Raw genomic sequence first — 19,412 nt, 5'->3', positions numbered from 1 at the left:
TCCAAAAGGCAAGAAGGGCATCATGGATCTGGAGTGGTCGACGTCCTGGATCAAGTCGCCGCGGATGTCTGCAGGTCAGTCGCCGACAGCGAATTACAATCATGCTCTCATGCGAGCGATCCTGAACGATCGCATGCCCTATCTCTCGCCGATGATGAATATCAAGTTCATCAAGCTGGAAGACGCTCCGCAGGCATACAAGGAGTTCGATGCCGGCTCCGCATTCAAGTATGTGATCGACCCCCATGGCTCGGTAAAACACTGAATTGCTTGAATGGCGCGTTCATCAGGTCGTCTCTCACTGTTTTTGGTGGGAGACGGCCCGTTTTGACGATTACCGCTCTGGAAGTGAGTTCGCTGGTTTGAATGAATCACCGCGATCTCCGAAGAGGCTTCCCAAGCCCCAAATCCAAAAAATTGGTCGCCCCCACGACCTCCCTTCATTTTCAAACCATGACATAGAATTTTATCTTGCATACTCCATGGGAGTATAGTAATTGATACTCCCATGGAGTATGAAGGCGTTGCCGTCAGCGGCGACCAATCCGCATTCCAGCAAGTTCTCAATGTGTCCATTCAACCAGGCAGGAACACGCAAATGAAATCACGCGCCGCAGTCGCCTTCGAGGCAGGAAAGCCACTCGAAATCGTCGAGCTCGACGTCGCCCCTCCCCAGAAGGGCGAAGTTCTGATCAAAGTTACCCACACCGGCGTTTGCCATACGGATGCCTTCACCCTGTCGGGCAACGATCCTGAAGGCATTTTCCCGGTGGTTCTCGGTCATGAGGGCGCTGGTGTCGTCGTGGAGGTCGGTGAGGGCGTCACGAGCGTCAAGCCGGGCGACCACGTTATCCCGCTCTACACGGCTGAATGCGGCGAATGCGAATTCTGCCGCTCGGGCAAGACCAATCTTTGTGTCGCCGTTCGCGCCACTCAGGGCAAGGGTCTGATGCCGGACGGCACCACCCGCTTTTCCTACAAAGGCCAGCCGATCTATCACTACATGGGCTGCTCGACCTTCTCCGAATATACGGTCGTGGCGGAAGTTTCTCTCGCCAAGATCAATCCCCATGCCAATCACGAGCACGTCTGCCTGCTTGGCTGTGGCGTTACCACCGGCATCGGTGCGGTTCACAACACGGCCAAGGTTCAGCCGGGGGATTCCGTCGCGGTATTCGGCCTCGGCGGTATCGGTTTGGCTGCGATCCAGGGTGCGCGTCAGGCCAAGGCCGGGCGGATCATCGCGATCGACACCAACCCGAGCAAGTTCGACCTGGCACGTCAGTTCGGCGCAACCGAATGCATCAACCCCAAGGACTACGACAAGCCTATCCAAGAGGTTCTGATCGAGATGACGGGCTGGGGCATCGACCACACGTTCGAATGCATCGGCAACGTCCATGTCATGCGTGCCGCGCTCGAAGCTGCACATCGCGGCTGGGGCCAGTCGATCGTCATCGGCGTTGCTGGCGCCGGACAGGAGATCTCGACCCGGCCGTTCCAGCTCGTCACGGGCCGCGTCTGGAAGGGATCGGCCTTTGGCGGTGTCAAGGGACGGACCCAGCTCCCCGGCATGGTCGAAGACGCAATGCGGGGTGACATCGACCTTGCGCCTTTCGTCACTCACACGATGGGTCTCGACGAGATCAACGAGGCGTTCGACCTGATGCACGAAGGCAAGTCGATCCGCACCGTCATTCACTACTGATTCATCAACCACCCAAAAACAGTTCAACAGCAAGTATCAAGGAAACTTAAAATGGCTGATCCAGTTATCTCCGGCAACGGCGTCTTTTCGCACGTCTTTCTCGGCGCCGCCGACATGCAGAAGTCGGTTGCGTTTTATGACGCCGCCCTGGGCGCGCTAGGCGTCAAGAACCTCGGTCCTTTTGGCAACGGCTGGGTGCTTTACGGCCGTGACAAGCCGGCTTTCATCATCGCCCGCCCCGGCAATGGTGAAGCACCCTCCAGCAATGGCGCGACGGTCGGCTTTGCTGCCGCCACGACTGCTGAAGTGGATGCATTCCATGCAGCCGGCCTTGCCGCAGGCGGCACCGATGAGGGCCAGCCCGGTCCGCGTGGCCACCTGCCGGGTGCCTATGCCGCCTACCTGCGTGATCCGGCCGGCAACAAGGTCTGCGCCTACACCTTCGTCTGAGGGTAAGCGGCACGGCCCATACCGGTGACCATTTTGTCTCGAACGTTATGGCGTGCCTGATCATACAGATTGAAGCATGGCCGTGGACGGAGTCTACGGCCATGCTTCGCACCAGTTTGGATCTCAAGTCCACCGCCGAAGTGAGGAAAAAATATGGAACGTGTCGAACATCACGCCAGTTTCGGCGGTTCGCAAGAGGTCTATCTACACCAGTCTTCTACCCTGGGCTGCGCGATGAAGTTTGGCGTATATCTGCCGCCCCAGGCGAAGCGCGGTAAGGTGCCGGTGCTTTACTGGCTCTCCGGCCTTACCTGCACAGAGCAGAACTTCATAACCAAGGCCGGCGCGCAACGTTTCGCTGCCGAGCATGGTATCATCGTCGTCGCGCCCGACACCAGTCCGCGTGGCGAGGGCGTTGCGGACGATACCGCATATGATCTTGGCCAAGGAGCCGGATTTTATGTGAATGCGACCCAGCAACCGTGGGCCGATCACTACCGCATGTATGACTATGTGGTTGATGAACTGCCTGCGTTGGTGGAGGCTACGTTCCCCGCAAATGACCGTCGGGCGATCTCAGGTCACTCCATGGGAGGGCATGGCGCTCTGATGATCGCCTTGAGAAATCCCGGACGCTACAGGAGCACATCCGCATTTTCTCCCATCGTGGCGCCATCGCAGGTGCCATGGGGACAAAAAGCTTTCACGTCCTACCTGGGCGATGATCGCGAAACCTGGAAGCAATACGATACGGTCGAACTGATCAAAAACGCCAGGGAGCGTTTGCCCTTGCTCGTAGACCAGGGGTTGGATGACGAGTTTCTTCAGGAACAGCTTCGCCCAAACCTGCTGCAGGCTGCGTGCGATGCGGCGGGACACAAACTCGTTCTGAACCAGTGGCCCGGCTACGACCATAGCTATTACTTCATAGACAGTCTTATCAGCTACCACTTCGCGCATCATGCTGCGGCGTTGTCCTGATAACAATCGGAGAAAAGACCATGCGACAGGCAGCAACGCGGGACGGGCACGGATACTCAACGGTTGATCGCGAAACCGGCACCATTCAAAGCGCTGCTGCTTCGCGCCCTCGCGTCGTTGTGGTCGGAGCCGGATTTGGCGGGCTGGAAGTAGTCCACCGCCTTGCCGGAAAAGGGGCTGAGATCACGCTCGTCGATCGCCGCAATCATCACCTTTTCCAGCCTTTGCTTTATCAGGTCGCCGGAGCTTCGCTTTCGACATCCGAAATCGCCTGGCCGATCCGATCGCTTTTCCGCAAGCGGCCGGATGTACGCACGCTTCTCGCTGAGGTCGAGAACGTCGACACGCAAACGCGTCAGGTCATATTGGATGATGGTTCGAAGCTCGCCTACGACATCCTCATCTTAGCGACTGGAGCGCGGCATTCCTATTTCGGACATGACGAGTGGGAACCTTTTGCGCCGGGTCTCAAATCGCTGGAGGATGCGACGACCATTCGCCGCCGTGTTCTGGCTGCATTCGAGCGAGCCGAGCGTGAACCGGATCCGGCACGGCGGGCCGCCCTGCAGACCTTCGTGATCATCGGTGGTGGCCCAACTGGCGTCGAATTGGCTGGCACGATCGCCGAACTCGCCCACTTGACACTGAAACGTGATTTCCGGTCCATCGATCCGAGCGCGACCCGCGTTGTTTTGATCGAGGCCGGACAGCGCCTGCTTCCGGTTTTTCCCGAGAAACTTTCCGAATACACGCGGAAGTCCCTCGAAAAGCTGGGTGTGGAGGTGAAGCTCGGCAAGCCGGTCACCGCCTGTAGCGCCGACGGCGTGATCGTCAACGGCGAGGACATCGCAGCAACAACGATCCTGTGGGCTGCGGGCGTGCAGGCATCGCCGGCGGCGCGCTGGTTGAGTGCCGAAGCCGACCGCGCTGGCCGCGTGATTGTCGGACCGGACATGACGGTTCCCGGTCACTCCGACATCTTCGTAATCGGTGATACGGCAGCTTCGACCGGAGCTGATGGAAAACCCGTTCCTGGCCTTGCGCCCGCTGCCAAGCAGCAGGGGCAGTATGTAGCGCGTCTCATCGGCCAGAGGATGAAGGGGCTGAATGACGAAAAGCCCTTCCACTATCGGCATCAAGGAAATCTGGCGACGATCGGCAGCAGGCTTGCCGTCGTCGACATGGGGCGCTTCAAATTGCGCGGTGCTCTGGCGTGGTGGATGTGGAAGCTCATCCACATCTACTTCCTGATCGGCGCGCAAAACCGGCTTAGCGTTGCACTGAGCTGGATGTGGACGCACAGTATCGGATATCGTGGCTCACGTCTCATTACGAATGGCAATCTCGATCATCGCGATGCGTCAACAAGGAAACCTACGGAAGGAACGTCGATTGAGTGAAGAGGGCAGTGCTTCGCAGGGTGGTTCGAATGTCTATGGTATGCCCGCCTTCGGAAACAGGCAGGTCGCCATCGACGAAGTTCATGCCCGCCCATATCTCCTGATCGAACATCCGCGTGCCCTCGTGCAGCTCGCCTTCATGAACGAAGGCAATCCGGCGAAGGATAAGGTGACGCTCGCGGAAATATCGAGCCGAATGGGCGTGTCGTTGCCGGATCAGAACACGCCCCATCACGGTCTGACCTGGGATCAGGGCGACCTGCACTGCGAAAAGCACACGGAATTTTCGACCTACCTGTGGAGCGCGCCCCTCGATCCCGACACGGGCAAGCTCGCCGGCGAAGATCCGTTCAGACATGGGTTTACACCCCCAGGACAGGTCGTTTGCGGCATTCGGCTGGACGTGGTGGCCTGGTCGGAGGAAACTGCGAAGTACATTGACCGTTTCGATCCGATCAGCCGGTGTCACTCGCTTGTCGAGGATGGCATGGCCGATATCGTCACCGACTTTCGTCAGGATGCCGATGGGCTGACCCGCATTCTCATCCTCGATCGTGGATTGACGCCGATACGGCTTGGTGCGCTGGCTCAGCGGCTTCTCGAAATCGAAACCTACCGGACGCTTGCCCTTCTCAGCATTCCGCTGACCCAAAAGCTTGGACCGCATCTGCGCGATATCGAGAAGCGCCTTGCCGCCATCACGGACGAGATGCGCCAGTCCGCGCGCCGTAACAGCGAGGAACTGCTTTCCAGATTGACGGACCTGTCGGCCGAACTGGAGGCCGAAACGGCGTCGAGCCTCTATCGCTTTGGTGCCAGCCGCGCCTATTATGAAATCGTCGAGGAGCGGCTCGCCGCACTCGGCGAAACCTTCGTTCCCGGCTGTTATCGCTGGCGCAGCTTTCTTCATCGCCGGATTGCGCCGGCGATGCGGACCTGTCGGACCATCGAGGAGCGCCAAGCCAACCTGTCCGACAAGCTGGCGCGCGCCACCTCGCTCTTGCGATCCTGGATCGATGTGCAGCTCGAACGACAGAACAGCGATTTGCTGGCCTCGATGAACAATCGGGCGAAGCTGCAATTGCGACTTCAACAGACAGTGGAAGGCCTGTCTGTCGCCGCGATCTCCTATTATGTGATCGGGCTCTTGGCCTATCTCATCAAAGGTCTTCCGGGCCTTCACGATGTTGTGGCGCCCGAACTGGTGATTTCGGGGTTCGTTCCCGTCGTACTGGTTGCGATCTGGTGGACCGTTCGGCGCATCAGGCATTCTCATAACGACCATGGACTGCCGACCCCGAAGGATCGAATATGATCCGGCGATCTGCCGGCGATAGCTGGCGCATATCAACGATAGCCTGGCTCAGGCAGGAGGAGTTCTAATGTCGACCGGCGTATTCATAATGCATTCCCAATATACTCCTGCGGGTGATCAGCCCGAAGCCATCGCTCGGCTGATCTCCGGTATAGAGGATGGAGCACACCATCAGACCCTGAAAGGTATCACGGGTTCGGGCAAAACCTTCACGATGGCGAATGTCATTCATCGCCAGAATCGCCCCACGCTGATCCTCGCGCCGAACAAGACGCTCACGGCGCAGCTTTATGACGAGATGAAGCAATTCTTTCCCGAGAACGCGGTGGAGTATTTCGTTTCGTATTATGATTATTTCCAGCCGGAAGTGTACATCCCCGGCAATGATCGGTTCATACCCAAAGACTCCGCCATCAACGAACACCTTGAGCGCCTGCGGCTGTCCACGACCAAATCGCTCATTGAGCGCCGCGATACGATCGTCGTTGCCTCGGTATCGTCCATCTATGGAATGGGCGATCCCGATGACTATCGGGCGCTGCAAGTTCCGCTCTCGCCGGGCGCGAGGCTGAGCCTGAACCAGCTTCTTTCCGGCTTTGCCAGACTTCAATACGATCGGACCGAGCACAAACTCAAACGTGGGACCTATCGCATCACTGGCGATGTGATCGAAGTTTTTCCGGCGGACTCGGAATACAAGGCCATCCGCATCAAGCTGTCGAATGGCGTGATCGACACGCTCGACTGGATCGATGCCGCTACCGGACGGCAGCTGGAGAGCATCGATCATTATCTGGTCTCCCCGAAGACGGTTCTGGCGGCGTCAGCAAGCCAGGTGGAGACGGCCGCCACGGCAATCCTCGAAGAAATGGAAAAGCGGGTTGCCGAATTGACCAGCGAGAACCGTCTCGTGGAAGCGGAGCGCCTGTACGAGCGCATTACAAATGACGCCGAAATGTTGCGACAGGTCGGCTATTGCTCCGGGATGGAAAATTACGCCTGCTACCTGAACGGCCGCGATCCTTCCCTTCCTCCGATCACCTTGCTCGACTACCTCCCGAAGGACGGCCTGCTGTTTGTCGATGAGTCGCATGTGATGATTCCGCAAATCTCGGCCATGTACAGCGGCGATCAGAGCCGCAAGGACACGTTGATCGACTTTGGATTCCGTCTGCCGTCCTCGAAAAACAGCCATCCGCTGAGCTTCAAGCAGTTCGAGGCCATCAAGCCTCAGACGATCTTTGTTTCCGCGACCCCTGGGACATACGAGCTGAACGTGTCGAAGGATCACGTCGTCGAGCAGATTGCGCGGCCGACGGGGCTGCTCGATCCGGAAGTCGAAGTCAGACCGTCCGAAGGGGCAATAGACGATCTGCTCAATGAGATAACGGAGCGTGCGAAAAGAAACGAGCGAGTGCTGGTTACGACGCTCACCAAGGTTGCCACCGAAGAGCTGAATGCCTTCCTTGAGAGCAAGGGTATCCGGGTGCGGTACATGCATTCGGATATCAAGGTCGAAGACCGGATCGAGATCATCAACGGTCTGCGTGCCGGAGAATTCGACGTCCTGATCGGCATCAGCCTTCTACGCGAGGGGCTGGATATTCCAGAGGCTTCCCTGATCGCCATTCTCGACGCGGACCGCGCCGGATTCCTGCGTTCGGCACAAGCTCTCATCCAGATGATCGGCCGCGTCGCCCGCAACGTGAACGGCAAAGCGGTCCTCTATGCTGATATCGTGACGCCGGCGATGAGGCGGGCGATGGACGAGACCAGCAACCGCAGGGAGCGTCAGATTGCCTTCAATGAAGAGAACGGCGTTACGCCTTCCTCATCCATGCGAAAGCTCGCATCCGAGCAATCTCCCCCTGTTGAACCTTCGGTTCACACAGAGGAGTTTTGCGAAAACCTGCATGATCTTTGTGATCGGATCACCACCGCCGAGCACGGTCTGCTGGCAGCAGCCGATAGCGGTGACGAAAGCCAAGTAGAAGACATTCGCCAGCGGCTGGACAGGCTATATCGCCAGTTCATCTACCTCTGAGCGCAGTCATGGATGGCGCGGATATCCGCGCCATCAGCCGATAGGATTTCTCATCCAACATCGTGGCCGGGCCTGCCCGACATGCCGCGGGATCGGGCGCGTCTATGCCGCGACCGAGGAGATGATGGTGCCTGATGATCTGGTCGGGAACAAGTAGGAAGGAAAAATCGTGTTTGAGAATCTCGATGCAGTGATCCTAGCCCGCGCGCAATTCGCGTTCACGGTTTCTTTTCATTTTATTTTCCCGGCCTTCTCCATAGGCACGGCAAGCTACCTTATGGTGCTTGAGGGATTATGGCTGAAGACGGGAAACGGCGTCTACGCCAATCTCTACCGCTATTGGCTAAAGATCTTCGCCATCGCTTTCGGTATGGGCGTGGTCTCCGGTGTGGTCATGTCCTATCAGTTTGGAACGAACTGGTCGGTTTTCTCGACCAAGGCCGGTCCCGTCATCGGCCCGTTGATGGCGTATGAGGTTCTCACCGCATTCTTCCTGGAAGCAGGCTTCCTCGGCGTCATGCTGTTCGGGATGAACAAGGTCGGCAAAAGGCTGCATTTCTTCGCCACCTGTATGGTCGCTCTCGGAACGCTGATCTCGGCGACATGGATTATTTCGGTCAACAGCTGGATGCAGACACCAGCCGGCTATGCGATCAATGAGAAGGGGCAGTTCGTCCCGGCTGGTTCGTGGCTTCCGATCATCTTCAATCCAAGCTTTCCCTACCGCCTCGTCCACACTGTAATTGGGGCCTATCTGACAACGGCGATGGTCGTGGGAGCTGTCGGGGCATGGCACCTCTTGCGGGACCGTGCCAACCCTGGCGCGCGCAAGATGTTCTCGATGGCGATGTGGATGGCCGCGCTTCTGACGCCGATCCAGATTTTTGTCGGCGACGCCCATGGCCTCAATACTCTCGAACATCAGCCTGCCAAGGTCCTTGCAATGGAAGGACATTACGAGCCCAGTCCCAATGGCGCATCCTTGATCCTGTTCGGATTGCCGAGCAATGAGACGGCGGAGGTTCACTACAAGATCGAGGTGCCTCACCTCGGATCGTTGATTTTGAAGCATGACCCGAACGCACCACTGCCCGGACTTTCCGACTTCCCCCGCGATCAATGGCCGCCGGTCCCGATTGTCTTCTGGTCGTTCCGGATCATGGTCGGCCTCGGCTTTGCGATGCTTGGGCTGGGCTTATGGAGCCTTCTCGCACGTTGGCGTGGCGCGCTCTATGACTGGAGCTGGCTGCATCGCGCTTCGATCGCCCTCGGGCCATCGGGCTTTGTCGCAGTGCTCGCCGGCTGGGTGACGACCGAGGTCGGGCGGCAACCCTTCACCGTCTATGGCCTGTTGCGAACCTCAGAATCTCATTCACCCTTGGACGCCGCGGCCGTTGCAACCTCGCTGATCGCGTTCATCGTTGTGTACTTCAGCGCTTTTGGTGCCGGAACCTATTACATGCTCCGAATGATGGCAAAGCCTCCGCAGGCAGGCGAGCCGGAGCCGCCCAAAATTCCGCAACGCGCGGCTGGAATTACGCCGGCCGCAGCGGTAGCGACCTCAACCGAGCGGAAGGCATGAATATGGCAGACATAGACCTCACCACGATCTGGGCCGGGATCATCGGCTTTGCCGTCTTCGCTTATGTCGTCATGGACGGCTTCGATCTGGGCATCGGCATCCTATTCCCGACCTTTTCGGTCGGCGAGGAACGCGATCAGTCGATGAATTCGATTGCTCCCGTCTGGGATGGCAATGAAACATGGCTCGTGTTGGGCGGAGGCGGGCTGTTCGCCGCCTTCCCGCTCGCCTACGCCATCATTCTGCCTGCCACGTACCCGCTGATCATCGCCATGTTACTCGGGCTCGTGTTTCGTGGAGTGGCGTTCGAGTTCCGCTGGCGGGACCCGCGTCATCGGGCATTCTGGGATGTGGCCTTCAGCCTTGGCTCGGTCCTGGCCGCATTCACACAAGGAATGACGCTGGGCGCCATCTTGCAAGGCGTGCACGTCGAGAATGATGCCTATGCCGGCGGTTGGCTGGACTGGTTGAGCCCGTTCAGCCTGCTTACCGGTGCTGCAGTCGTCGTCGGATACGCACTTCTCGGAGCCACCTGGCTGATATGGAAAACCGAGGGAAGCACTCAACAGCGTGCCCGCCGTCTTGCTCTGCCCCTCGGCGTGGCGACGCTTCTCGTCCTTGGCGCTGTGAGCGCGGCCACGCCGTTCCTCACCTATGATTACTGGCGACGTTGGTTCGCGATGCCTGGCGTCCTTCTTACGGCCCAGGTTCCGTTGCTGGTGGCAATTTGTGCGGTGACATTTTTCTGGAGCCTGAAGCGCGGGGCTGAGCGGCTTCCCTTCATGACGGCGCTTGGCCTGTTCTTTCTCGGATTTGTCGGTCTTGGGATCAGCATATACCCCTACGTCGTCCCGCGCGCAGTGACCATTTGGGATGCCGCCGCTCCGCCGCAAAGCCAGCTCTTCATGCTGGTAGGCGCAGCCGTCATCATTCCGATCATTCTTGCCTATACCGGTTGGGCCTATTGGGTGTTCCGCGGCAAGGTAGGCACTCACGGTTATCACTGATGGACGAACCCCGATCTTTCACCCGCCGGCTCGCATGGATGGTCATCATCTGGGTCACCAGCGTCGGCACGCTTGGACTGGTCGCGCAACTCATTCGCATGGTGCTTGCGCCATAAGCGTTACAGGCGAAACCCGGAGTCGATGGTAGCTTCCCAACCACTTACAAGGCCATTCTAACGACCATGATCGTGCGATCGAAACCCAGACTTCAGGATATACTTCTTACGGTGAATGGCTCCATTCTGCCGCGCATCGTCGGTAAGCTAGGCCTGATTGCCGTCGTCAGTGTTATCGCCGTCCTGGCCGCTCAGGAGCATCCCGGCATCTTCGCTCGCATCTCGGCCATCCCTTTCACTTTGATAGGCATAGCGCTTTCCGTTTTCATGAGCTTCCGAAACAATACGTGTTACGCACGCTGGTGGGAGGGGCGGCAGTTATGGGGTGAACTGATCATCTCCGCACGTTCACTTGGGCGCGAGACATTGCTCTTGCCGCAGGACGATCGACGCGAACTGTTGCGTGGCGTGTGTGGCTTTGCCTGTGGGCTCGCCGCTCGCCTTCGTGGCCAGTCGGAAATCGCCGCCATCGAACCGTGGATAGACATTGGCAGTGAAGCGGAAGTCCCTAACGTCACCAACGCTGTGCTCGACCGGATGGGCCGCCGATTGCTGACACTAATGCAGGAAGGCTCCATCACTCCGATCCATTACTCCGTCCTGGAAGACGAAATTCGCTCATTGTCCAAAGTTCAGGCCGCATGCGAGAGAATATCCATGACGCCAGTGCCCTTCGCTTATTCCCTGCTTCTTCACCGCACCGCACTTATCTTTTGTGTGACGCTGCCCTTTTCCCTCGCAGGATCGGTCGGTTGGTGGACGCTCTTGCCAGCGTTACTCATCGCCTACACCTTTTTTGGCCTTGATGCCCTTGGCCACGAGTTGGAAGATCCATTCGGCTTCGAGCCGAACTGCCTTCCGGTTTATGCGCTGAAGCGTACTATCGAGCGGGAGATGTTGTCGCTGTTGGGGGAACGCGATTTGCCGCCGCCAATGAAGCCCGAGAAATCAATCCTGCATTAGCTAAGGTATCGTCGATCAAGGCTCGGGGGCGGGAGAACACGGCGGTCGCATCATCGCTGCTGGATTCCCGCGATTTCGCCGAAGCAAAAGGCAGTCTGACCGCGCCTTATCTCAAAGTGGCGCTGTAAATCTCGTTAGGATGCAGTGTAAAACTACGCTCTATCCGTTTTTAACATTGTCGTAGGAAAGGTATTTTTCATGAAACGTGCGATTGTTACAGGTGGCTCCGGCCTGATCGGCCAGGCGATCTGCGCCCATTTACTGCGCGACGGGTGGGAGGTTGCATCCTTTGATCTGAAGGAAGGGGCACTCGGCCTGCAGATCCATTGCGACCTTTCCAGCGAAGCCTCGGTCAATGAAGCTTTTCGCAAACTCGGCTGGGATCGGCTTGATCTTCTCGTCAACAATGGCGGGCTTGTCTTCGACACGTTCATGCGACTTGATGAAGCCTCGCTGGAACAGTGGAACAGCACGATCGGGAGCCATTTGACCGGCTCCTTCCTGATGTCGCGCGCTGCACAGCCCTTGCTCGGGAACGGTGGCTCCATCATCATGATGGCTTCCACGCGCGCCTTGATGTCGGAAGGCGTTGATTTTGCCTATGCCGCGGCAAAGGGCGGCATGGTGGCCCTTGCACAGGCGCTTGCTGTCCAGCTCGGTCCGAAAATCCGCGTCAACACGATTGCGCCGGGCTGGATTACGGATGCGACAAATCTGAGTGAAAAGGACGAGGCCCAGCATCCGGTCGGACGCGTCGGCCGGCCGCAGGACATCGCCGAGGCCGTGCTTTATCTCGCCTCCGCCGGTTTTGTTACCGGACAAACACTTGTTGTTGATGGCGGCATGACCAAAAAAATGATCTACGCTGAATAAATTTCCGAAGGCAAAAGAGAAAAGGCCGTCGTTCCCGAGAACGACGGCTCCGCTATTTTCGCAGCATTTCCGTCGGCTCGACACTCAGGCCCCACTTGGCTTCCTCTCCTCCGGCCAAGACAGCGCCGAAGACCCCGATTGTTTGATCCAATGTACCACATATGGATTGGGCGTCTCACGGAAGCGGGTCTCACACAGTCATTGCGAGAGCCGGTAAACCCGGATTCCATGCGCGAGCCAACAGCGGCTGCGTCAGACCACTGCGCAGTATCATCCCCCTCCCCGCAAGGCAAAATCGATTTTGTCGATTGAAATATCTAGCCTTTCCGTAGTGACGAGCGGTCGCCAGTCACCCCAACTGTCGCATTTCCTCCGACCCCAAAAGTCTGAGCGGCTACCGTTCGTGAGCCCCGCCCCCTGCTGAAACCGGCATGAACCGTCCATCCTTCAATCATTTGCAGGAGAGCGGGAAATTGTGATCGATGATCGAAATGCCCGAATTGCCCGTTTTGACGCCTTTTATGCTCAAAATCGCGTCACGTATGGCGTTTTCAAATCTTAGTGTCAGTTATCTATCTGTTTTTAATACCATTACAAAAACTGGCACGGAATATGCTTTAACCAACATGCTCAACAAATCGGGCAACTCGGTCGAAGTTAAAAGGGGAATCTGATGACGACATCTGGGAAATCGATAACAAGACGAAACGTATTGAGGATCGCCGGTCTGAGCGGCGTCGCGCTCGCCACGCCCGCGTTTATTACGCGAAGCCTCGCGGCCGAGCCGCCCATCAAGATGGGCAGCCTGCTGGACGCCACCGGACCTCTCGGCCTCGAAGGCCGGCGGATGATCAAGGCCACGGAATATGCCGTCAGCCAGATCAATGCCAAGGGCGGCCTGCTGGGTCGTCAGATCGAGCTGAAATCCTTCGACACGCAGAGCGACATCAAGCTCTACACGCAATATGCCCAGCAGTTGGCGATGCGCGATAAGGTCGACATCATCCAGGGCGGCATCACATCGTCCTCGCGCGAAGCGATCCGCCCGATCTTCGACCGCACCAAGACGCTCTATTTCTACAACACCCAATACGAAGGCGGCGTGTGCGACCACTACGTCTTCTGCACAGGCACGACCCCCGCTCAGACGGTCAATCACATCGTCGACTACGCGACCAAGAACTGGGGCAAGAAGACCTACATCATCGCCGCCGACTACAACTACGGCCACATCACCGCCGACTGGATGAAGAAGTTCGTCACCGCGAATGGCGGTTCTGTTGCCGGTGTCGACTTCCTGCCGCTGGATGTGACGAACTTCTCGTCCACGATCAGCCGTATTCAGCAAGCCGCCCCGGAATTCGTCCTGTCGGCGCTCGTGGGCTCCAACCATCTCGGTTTCTATCGCCAGTGGGATGCCGCGGGCATGAAGTCCAAGATGCCGATCGGCTCCAGCGTGTTCGGCCTCGGCGACGAGCTCGAAGCGATGGACGTCTCGACGACCGACGGCATCGTGACCTGCTACGGCTTCTACCAGGATCTGCAGACCGACGCCGCCAAGGGCTTCGTCAGCGGCCTGCAGAAATTCATCGGCGAGGACGCAAAGGACATTTCCGAACTCGCCGTCGCAACCTATGACGGCGTTATGTTGTGGGCGAACGCGGTGGAAAAAGCCGGGACCGTCGAAACCGAAAAGGTTATCAGCGCCCTGGAGAGCGGCATTACCATCGACGCCCCTGGCGGCAAGGTCACGATGGATCCGAAGACCCACCATACCATCCGCCCGACCTACCTCGCACAGCCGAAGAACCGGCACTGGGAAATCCTCTCGACGTTCGCGGATCAATATCCCGCCGATGCCGGCGGACGTTGCGATCTCGTCGCCCATCCGGACATGAAGACCCAGTTCACCCCTCAGTTCTGAAGGACGACCCGGTGGGCTTGGCAAAGCCCGCCGGACCCCTCGCAGTCGTACCACTTGAGGAGTTCAGGATGGACATTTTCGGCCTAATCACCTTCAACATACTGACCGGCATGGCGACACTGGCGCTGATTACGATCGGCCTGTCCGTCATCTACGGAATGATGCGCATCATCAACCTCGCCCATGGCGAGTTCATGATGCTCGGCGCCTATACCGCGGCAACAGCCTCGGAAGCCGGGATCAATATCTGGATCGCGCTACTCATATTGCCGCCAATTGTCGTCGGCCTGGTTGGCCTCGTGCTCGAACGTTGCGTGATCCGCTTTCTCTATGGGCGCATGATCGACACCATGCTGGCGACATGGGGCATCAGCCTCGGGCTCATCGGCCTCATCACCAGCATCTTCGGCAATGTCATTCACGCCGTACCGACGCCGGTCGGCGGGTTTTCAATCGGCGGCTACGGCGCCAGCGGATACAGCATCGTCCTGATGGTTGCGAGCGTCAGCGCGCTCGGCGCGCTGTTCCTGCTGATGCGGCGTACGAGCTTCGGCCTCGTTTTGCGCGCGACGATGCAGAACCCGCGGATGGCCGCGTCGCTCGGCATCCACCCGCCTACGGTGTTCATGTCGACCTTCGCTCTCGGGGCCGGGCTTGCCGGATTCGCGGGAGGCCTGCTTTCCCCGATCTCCGGCGTCTCCCCCTCCATGGGTGCGGCCTATGTCGCCAAGGCGTTCATTACCGTGCTCGGCGGCGGTCCGGCCGTCGTCATGGGGACCGGTCTCGCCTCCGCCCTGTTCGGCCTCGTCAATGAAGTCATCTCGTTTCTTTCGACGCCCGTTATCGGCGAAGTCGCACTTCTCGTCGCAGCGATCGTACTGATCAGAAACCTGCCGCAGGGCATCACCGGTCGGTATTTCAGGAGCAGCCTATGAGCCCCAAATCCTTTCAAACAGCCAGTTTCATTGGTGTCTCGGCGGTCGGCGTCGCAGCCATGTTTCTCATGCCTGTTCTGCTCGACAGTTTCAGCCTTCTTCAATGTACTCTGTTCATCGCGGTCGCCATTCTCGCGGTCAGCCAGGCCTTCTTGTGGGGCTATGTGGGCATATTGTCATTCGGTCAATCCGCGTTCTTCGGCCTTGGTGGCTATGCCTATGCCGTCGGCGTCATCAATCTGGGCGACTCCACCGGCGCAATCGCCTTGTCGATCATCATTCCGGCCGCCTTTGCCGCGTTGCTCGGCTATTTCATGTTCTATGGCCGCATCAGTGACGCCTATGTCGGGGTCATAACCCTGACCGTGACCACTATTCTCTACGCACTGTCGAACAGCACATCCGGCAGCCAGTACAGGATCGGCCAGGCCGAGCTTGGCGGCTTCAACGGCATTCCCGCCATCGCGCCGTTCAATCTTCCCGGCCAACCGGATCAATGGCTCGATGAAGCAGGCACCTGGTATGTGTCGATGGGAGCGCTGCTTCTGGTCTACATCCTGCTCCGCGGCCTGCTCGCGACCTGGTTCGGCCGCGTCATCATCGCCGTTCGCGAGAACGAAACGCGCGCCATGTTGGTGGGCTACGACGTGCGTTTCTACAAGCTGATCGCCTTTGCGACCAGCGGCGGCATCGCCGGCCTTGGCGGCTGCATTTACGCCGCGTGGGGAAGCTTCATCAACCCATCCGTCTTTGCGCTTTCGATGTCGGCCCAGGCCATCGTGTCGGTGCTTGTCGGCGGCGTTGGCTCCCTGATCGGTCCCATTCTAGGCGCGGTGCTGATCCAGGCCCTGATCAACGAGTCCGGAACGCAGGCTCTCATCGATCCGAGCCTTGGGCTGGGCATCATCCTGGTGGTCTTCGTCGTCTTCGTGCCACAGGGCCTGCTTCCTTCGATCTCTGCCCTCGCGAGACGGCTGAAACCGAAACGATCCACCGAACAATCCGCGGCCGGCGCCGCCCTGGAGACAACGCCATGACGCTTGTGCCACTGATCGATGCCGAACATATCACCATGCGGTTCGGGGGCGTGACCGCCGTCCGTAATGTCAATTTCACACTGCAGGAATCCGAATTGCGCTGCCTGATCGGCCCCAACGGTGCAGGCAAGAGCACATTCTTCAAGATTTTGACGGGCCAGTTGCATCCCACGGAAGGAAAGGTCGCCTTTCGTGGAACCGATACGACCCGGGCGGAACCGCACGAGATCGCGCGTCTGGGCGTCGGTATCAAGACGCAGGTTCCGAACGTGTTCGACGGGTTGACCGTGTTCGAGAACGTGCTGGTCGCCGCCCAGCGCAAGCAGACCGGTCCGACGGCACGCCGGACGGTAAGCGAAGTGCTCGAACGCCTTCGCCTGACGGCCATCGCCAATCGCATCGTCGGGCAATTGGCACACGGCCAGCGGCAATGGGTCGAAATCGCAACGGTGCTGTCGCAGGACCCGGATCTCATCCTTCTCGATGAGCCGGCGGCGGGAATGAACCATGAAGAGGTCCGCCGCACCGCCGAACTCATCCGGGAAATCAACCGGACGCAGGCGGTCATCGTTGTCGAACACGACATGGCCTTCATCCGAATGATCGCCAAGACGGTGACGGTATTTTCTCAGGGCTCGGTCCTGGTGGAGGGCGACGTCGATACCGTTCTGTCGGACCAGAGGGTCCGTGACGTCTATCTGGGAAGGAGCGCGGCATGAGCCATACGCAAACGCCTTCGGATGCCGCTCTTCTCGGCATCGATCAGCTGCGATCCGGCTACGGACGCATTCCCATCCTTCAGGGCTTGAGCCTGACCGTCCAGCCGGGCGAGCGCGTCGGCATTCTCGGGCATAACGGCATGGGCAAATCCACGCTGCTGCGAACCATCTCTGGCCATCTGCCGGCCACGAGCGGCAAGGTGACATTTGCCGGGCGCGAGGTGACGAACGCAACGCCGACCACGCTCGCGAGGAGCGGCATCGGCTATGTACCACAAGGGCGCGAGATATTTCCCGGACTGAGCGTGCTGGACAATCTTCGCATAGGCTGCCGCCTGTCGAAACGGCCGGAAGCCGAGACACTGGCCGAAATCCTCGACCTTTTCCCGCGTTTGAAAACCTATCTCGATCGCCGCGGCGGGGCGCTTTCCGGCGGAGAACAACAACTGCTGGCCCTGGCACGATGCCTCTGCGGCGATCCGCGGATCGTCCTTCTCGACGAGCCGACGGAAGGCATTCAGCCGTCGATCATCGACGAAATCGCCGACACACTGAAGGAAGCGGCTCTGAGACGCGGCCTGGCCATCCTGCTGGTGGAGCAAAATCTCGGTTTCATCGCCGCTGTCAGCGAACGCATCCTTATCCTGCAACGCGGGGAAATAACCCGTCAGGTTCCCTCCGAGGCCCTGCGGGATATCGAAAAGCTGGAAGCCTTCGCCGAACTCGAGTGATCAAATTCAATCTCCGAAAGAAGACCATCATGACGAAAGAACCGAGTATCGAAGCTCCCGTTATCGACCTTGTGGAAATGACTGTCGAGCGCGCCGTCAATGGCATGGCTGCGGGCGAATTCACCTCCGAACAGCTTACCGCCGCCTTCCTCGACCGCATCAAACTGTTCAATCCGCTCTACAACGCGATCATCTTCCTCAACCCGCAAGCCATGGAAGACGCCAGGCAGATGGATGAGAAGCGGTCCAGGGGAGAGCCGCTCCCTGCTCTGGCCGGCATTCCGATCGTGGTCAAGGACACCATGGACATGATCGGGTTCCCGACGACTGGCGGCTGGCGCTTGCTGCACTCCGGGAGTGGCGGCATCGATCTGATGCCGGATACGGATTCACCGGTTGTCGCACGCATGCGAAAGGCCGGCTGCATCATTCTCGGCAAGACGAACGTGCCTGTCCTCAGCGCCACCGGCAGCCATGCCAACGACAGCTGGGCCGGTCCCACCCTCAACGCCGTCGATACTATGCTGCTTCCGGGGGGCAGCAGCGCCGGCACGGCGACCGCGGTGGCCGCCAGCATGGCGGTGCTTGGGCTGGCGGAGGAAACCGGTGGTTCGATTCAAAACCCCGCCTCCGCCCAGGGGCTCGTCGGCTTGAAGCCGACGTTCGGCCTCGTCCCGAATACCGGCGTCATGCCTCTGGCGGGTAGCACCCGAGACGTGGTTGGCCCGATCGCCCGCTGTGTTCGCGACGCCGCTCTGGTTCTCGATGCGATCGCCGGTTATTGCACCGAAGATCCCAAGACGGTCGCCGGAATTGGCAACCGTCCGGCGGATGGCTACGCGGCAAGCCTGAAGCCGGATATAATCAAGGGTGCCCGCCTCGGTCTCTATGGTCCCGGCTGGCGCCGTCGCGAGCTGTCGGCGGAAACGGAAATACATTACGACAGGTTGCAAGCGGAACTGACCAGCCTCGGCGCCGTGCTGGTGAAGGACCCGTTCGCCGGAAGCGGATTCGCCGATATCGGCCAACCGGTACCGGGCCTGGATCATTATGATGCCCGTGGCATGGAATGCGTTCCCTACGACATGATGAACTATCTTCGGCGCCTGGGCTCAGGCAATCCGTTCGCATCGTACGCGGATTTCGCGGCTGCGGTCGGCAGCGAGGATCCCTTCGGACCTGACGGCGTACTCTCGTTCATGGCGCAACTTCCAGATTTTGTCGCCTGCCTCAATGATCCTTCCACGCCGCCGGCCATGGAGGATTTCCTTGCAGCGCGTGAACGGTATCTCGCCATCTTCAGCGCCGCCATGCACGCTCATCGTCTCGACGCTCTCGTCTTCCCGCAGATGCGCGCGCCGCTACCGCCACGGGAAGGCCCGGAAACAATTCACGAAACAACCGTTTGCGAAATCAACATCGCCGGTCTTCCGGCCCTGACCGTGCCGGCCGGATATTACGAGGGCGGTGCTCCGTTCAACCTGGTTCTGGTCGGATCGCTTTGGTCTGAGGCGCGGTTGCTGTCGCTGGCCGCCGGATACGAGCAAGCGACGCATCATCGCGCTACCCCTACACTCGATGTTTATGGGGAGCAGAGCCGATGAGCGTTCTCTATCTGGAAATTTCG

18 protein-coding genes and 1 pseudogene are annotated in these 19,412 nt (G+C 59.0%); all 19 read left to right on the top strand.

Annotated elements, in window-relative coordinates; all coding sequences use genetic code 11:
- Positions 1 to 265 (top strand): annotated as a pseudogene (locus AC0CMF_RS24575) (formaldehyde dehydrogenase, glutathione-independent); the annotation flags it as partial.
- Between the two features lie 333 nt (positions 266 to 598).
- On the top strand, positions 599 to 1,708 hold the full coding sequence (locus AC0CMF_RS24570; RefSeq protein ID WP_472482515.1) for an S-(hydroxymethyl)glutathione dehydrogenase/class III alcohol dehydrogenase: 1,110 nt from the start codon (positions 599 to 601) through the stop codon (positions 1,706 to 1,708).
- Between the two features lie 51 nt (positions 1,709 to 1,759).
- Positions 1,760 to 2,158 (top strand): VOC family protein, encoded by a 399-nt coding sequence (locus AC0CMF_RS24565; protein ID WP_062654199.1) that lies wholly within the window; start codon positions 1,760 to 1,762, stop codon positions 2,156 to 2,158.
- Between the two features lie 153 nt (positions 2,159 to 2,311).
- On the top strand, positions 2,312 to 3,139 hold the full coding sequence (fghA, locus tag AC0CMF_RS24560) for an S-formylglutathione hydrolase (RefSeq protein ID WP_006470590.1): 828 nt from the start codon (positions 2,312 to 2,314) through the stop codon (positions 3,137 to 3,139).
- A 20-nt stretch (positions 3,140 to 3,159) separates the two neighbouring features.
- Positions 3,160 to 4,539 carry an NAD(P)/FAD-dependent oxidoreductase gene (locus AC0CMF_RS24555; RefSeq protein WP_306041939.1) on the top strand — a complete coding sequence of 460 codons (1,380 nt, stop codon included), beginning with the start codon at positions 3,160 to 3,162 and terminating at the stop codon, positions 4,537 to 4,539.
- Positions 4,532 to 5,854 (top strand): DUF3422 family protein, encoded by a 1,323-nt coding sequence (locus AC0CMF_RS24550; RefSeq protein ID WP_472482514.1) that lies wholly within the window; start codon positions 4,532 to 4,534, stop codon positions 5,852 to 5,854. The genes AC0CMF_RS24555 and AC0CMF_RS24550 overlap by 8 nt, the downstream gene beginning before the upstream one ends.
- A gap of 67 nt (positions 5,855 to 5,921) precedes the next feature.
- Complete coding sequence (gene uvrB / locus AC0CMF_RS24545) at positions 5,922 to 7,898, top strand: excinuclease ABC subunit UvrB (protein WP_472482513.1); 1,977 nt, start codon at positions 5,922 to 5,924, stop codon at positions 7,896 to 7,898.
- 169 nt (positions 7,899 to 8,067) lie between these two features.
- Positions 8,068 to 9,480 carry a cytochrome ubiquinol oxidase subunit I gene (locus AC0CMF_RS24540; protein WP_062654192.1) on the top strand — a complete coding sequence of 471 codons (1,413 nt, stop codon included), beginning with the start codon at positions 8,068 to 8,070 and terminating at the stop codon, positions 9,478 to 9,480.
- A 2-nt stretch (positions 9,481 to 9,482) separates the two neighbouring features.
- Positions 9,483 to 10,487: a cytochrome d ubiquinol oxidase subunit II gene (gene cydB, locus AC0CMF_RS24535; protein ID WP_306041945.1), complete on the top strand. Its 1,005-nt coding sequence runs from the start codon at positions 9,483 to 9,485 to the stop codon at positions 10,485 to 10,487.
- Positions 10,487 to 10,603: a DUF2474 domain-containing protein gene (locus tag AC0CMF_RS24530; RefSeq protein WP_082572716.1), complete on the top strand. Its 117-nt coding sequence runs from the start codon at positions 10,487 to 10,489 to the stop codon at positions 10,601 to 10,603. The genes cydB and AC0CMF_RS24530 overlap by 1 nt, the downstream gene beginning before the upstream one ends.
- A gap of 66 nt (positions 10,604 to 10,669) precedes the next feature.
- Complete coding sequence (locus tag AC0CMF_RS24525) at positions 10,670 to 11,566, top strand: bestrophin family protein (RefSeq protein ID WP_062654187.1); 897 nt, start codon at positions 10,670 to 10,672, stop codon at positions 11,564 to 11,566.
- Between the two features lie 198 nt (positions 11,567 to 11,764).
- The gene (locus AC0CMF_RS24520) at positions 11,765 to 12,439 is read left to right on the top strand and encodes an SDR family NAD(P)-dependent oxidoreductase (RefSeq protein WP_472482512.1); all 675 of its coding nucleotides are present in this window, start codon (positions 11,765 to 11,767) and stop codon (positions 12,437 to 12,439) included.
- 482 nt (positions 12,440 to 12,921) lie between these two features.
- Complete coding sequence (locus AC0CMF_RS24515; protein WP_306041952.1) at positions 12,922 to 13,113, top strand: hypothetical protein; 192 nt, start codon at positions 12,922 to 12,924, stop codon at positions 13,111 to 13,113.
- Entirely contained in the window at positions 13,113 to 14,363 is a 1,251-nt protein-coding gene (locus AC0CMF_RS24510) for an urea ABC transporter substrate-binding protein (protein ID WP_062654180.1), read from the top strand. Before AC0CMF_RS24515 ends, AC0CMF_RS24510 begins: the two co-directional genes overlap by 1 nt.
- A gap of 68 nt (positions 14,364 to 14,431) precedes the next feature.
- Entirely contained in the window at positions 14,432 to 15,298 is an 867-nt protein-coding gene (locus tag AC0CMF_RS24505; RefSeq protein WP_306041954.1) for a branched-chain amino acid ABC transporter permease, read from the top strand.
- Entirely contained in the window at positions 15,295 to 16,335 is a 1,041-nt protein-coding gene (locus AC0CMF_RS24500) for an ABC transporter permease subunit (RefSeq protein ID WP_472482511.1), read from the top strand. Before AC0CMF_RS24505 ends, AC0CMF_RS24500 begins: the two co-directional genes overlap by 4 nt.
- Complete coding sequence (locus AC0CMF_RS24495; protein WP_472482510.1) at positions 16,332 to 17,054, top strand: ATP-binding cassette domain-containing protein; 723 nt, start codon at positions 16,332 to 16,334, stop codon at positions 17,052 to 17,054. The genes AC0CMF_RS24500 and AC0CMF_RS24495 overlap by 4 nt, the downstream gene beginning before the upstream one ends.
- A complete protein-coding gene (locus AC0CMF_RS24490; RefSeq protein WP_333899263.1) occupies positions 17,051 to 17,785 on the top strand; it encodes an ABC transporter ATP-binding protein in 735 nt (244 codons plus the stop codon). Before AC0CMF_RS24495 ends, AC0CMF_RS24490 begins: the two co-directional genes overlap by 4 nt.
- Positions 17,786 to 17,814: 29 nt before the next feature.
- On the top strand, positions 17,815 to 19,389 hold the full coding sequence (locus AC0CMF_RS24485) for an amidase (protein WP_306041960.1): 1,575 nt from the start codon (positions 17,815 to 17,817) through the stop codon (positions 19,387 to 19,389).
- Positions 19,390 to 19,412: the final 23 nt, after the last annotated feature.

This window comes from Pannonibacter sp. CBAS1226 (genome assembly GCF_055685825.1).
The sequence above is the reverse complement of the archived record's forward strand: the minus strand, read 5'-3'. Positions and strand labels throughout refer to the sequence as shown.

What these genes read in the sequence shown, in the direction of transcription:
- AC0CMF_RS24505 (WP_306041954.1), top strand. Translation starts at nt 14,432, where the DNA reads ATGGACATTTTCGGCCTAATCACCTTCAACATACTGACCGGCATGGCG.
- AC0CMF_RS24570 (WP_472482515.1), top strand. Translation starts at nt 599, where the DNA reads ATGAAATCACGCGCCGCAGTCGCCTTCGAGGCAGGAAAGCCACTCGAA.
- AC0CMF_RS24520 (WP_472482512.1), top strand. Translation starts at nt 11,765, where the DNA reads ATGAAACGTGCGATTGTTACAGGTGGCTCCGGCCTGATCGGCCAGGCG.
- AC0CMF_RS24515 (WP_306041952.1), top strand. Translation starts at nt 12,922, where the DNA reads ATGATCGAAATGCCCGAATTGCCCGTTTTGACGCCTTTTATGCTCAAA.
- AC0CMF_RS24525 (WP_062654187.1), top strand. Translation starts at nt 10,670, where the DNA reads ATGATCGTGCGATCGAAACCCAGACTTCAGGATATACTTCTTACGGTG.
- AC0CMF_RS24490 (WP_333899263.1), top strand. Translation starts at nt 17,051, where the DNA reads ATGAGCCATACGCAAACGCCTTCGGATGCCGCTCTTCTCGGCATCGAT.
- AC0CMF_RS24565 (WP_062654199.1), top strand. Translation starts at nt 1,760, where the DNA reads ATGGCTGATCCAGTTATCTCCGGCAACGGCGTCTTTTCGCACGTCTTT.
- cydB (WP_306041945.1), top strand. Translation starts at nt 9,483, where the DNA reads ATGGCAGACATAGACCTCACCACGATCTGGGCCGGGATCATCGGCTTT.
- fghA (WP_006470590.1), top strand. Translation starts at nt 2,312, where the DNA reads ATGGAACGTGTCGAACATCACGCCAGTTTCGGCGGTTCGCAAGAGGTC.
- AC0CMF_RS24530 (WP_082572716.1), top strand. Translation starts at nt 10,487, where the DNA reads ATGGACGAACCCCGATCTTTCACCCGCCGGCTCGCATGGATGGTCATC.
- AC0CMF_RS24555 (WP_306041939.1), top strand. Translation starts at nt 3,160, where the DNA reads ATGCGACAGGCAGCAACGCGGGACGGGCACGGATACTCAACGGTTGAT.
- AC0CMF_RS24495 (WP_472482510.1), top strand. Translation starts at nt 16,332, where the DNA reads ATGACGCTTGTGCCACTGATCGATGCCGAACATATCACCATGCGGTTC.
- AC0CMF_RS24510 (WP_062654180.1), top strand. Translation starts at nt 13,113, where the DNA reads ATGACGACATCTGGGAAATCGATAACAAGACGAAACGTATTGAGGATC.
- AC0CMF_RS24500 (WP_472482511.1), top strand. Translation starts at nt 15,295, where the DNA reads ATGAGCCCCAAATCCTTTCAAACAGCCAGTTTCATTGGTGTCTCGGCG.
- uvrB (WP_472482513.1), top strand. Translation starts at nt 5,922, where the DNA reads ATGTCGACCGGCGTATTCATAATGCATTCCCAATATACTCCTGCGGGT.
- AC0CMF_RS24485 (WP_306041960.1), top strand. Translation starts at nt 17,815, where the DNA reads ATGACGAAAGAACCGAGTATCGAAGCTCCCGTTATCGACCTTGTGGAA.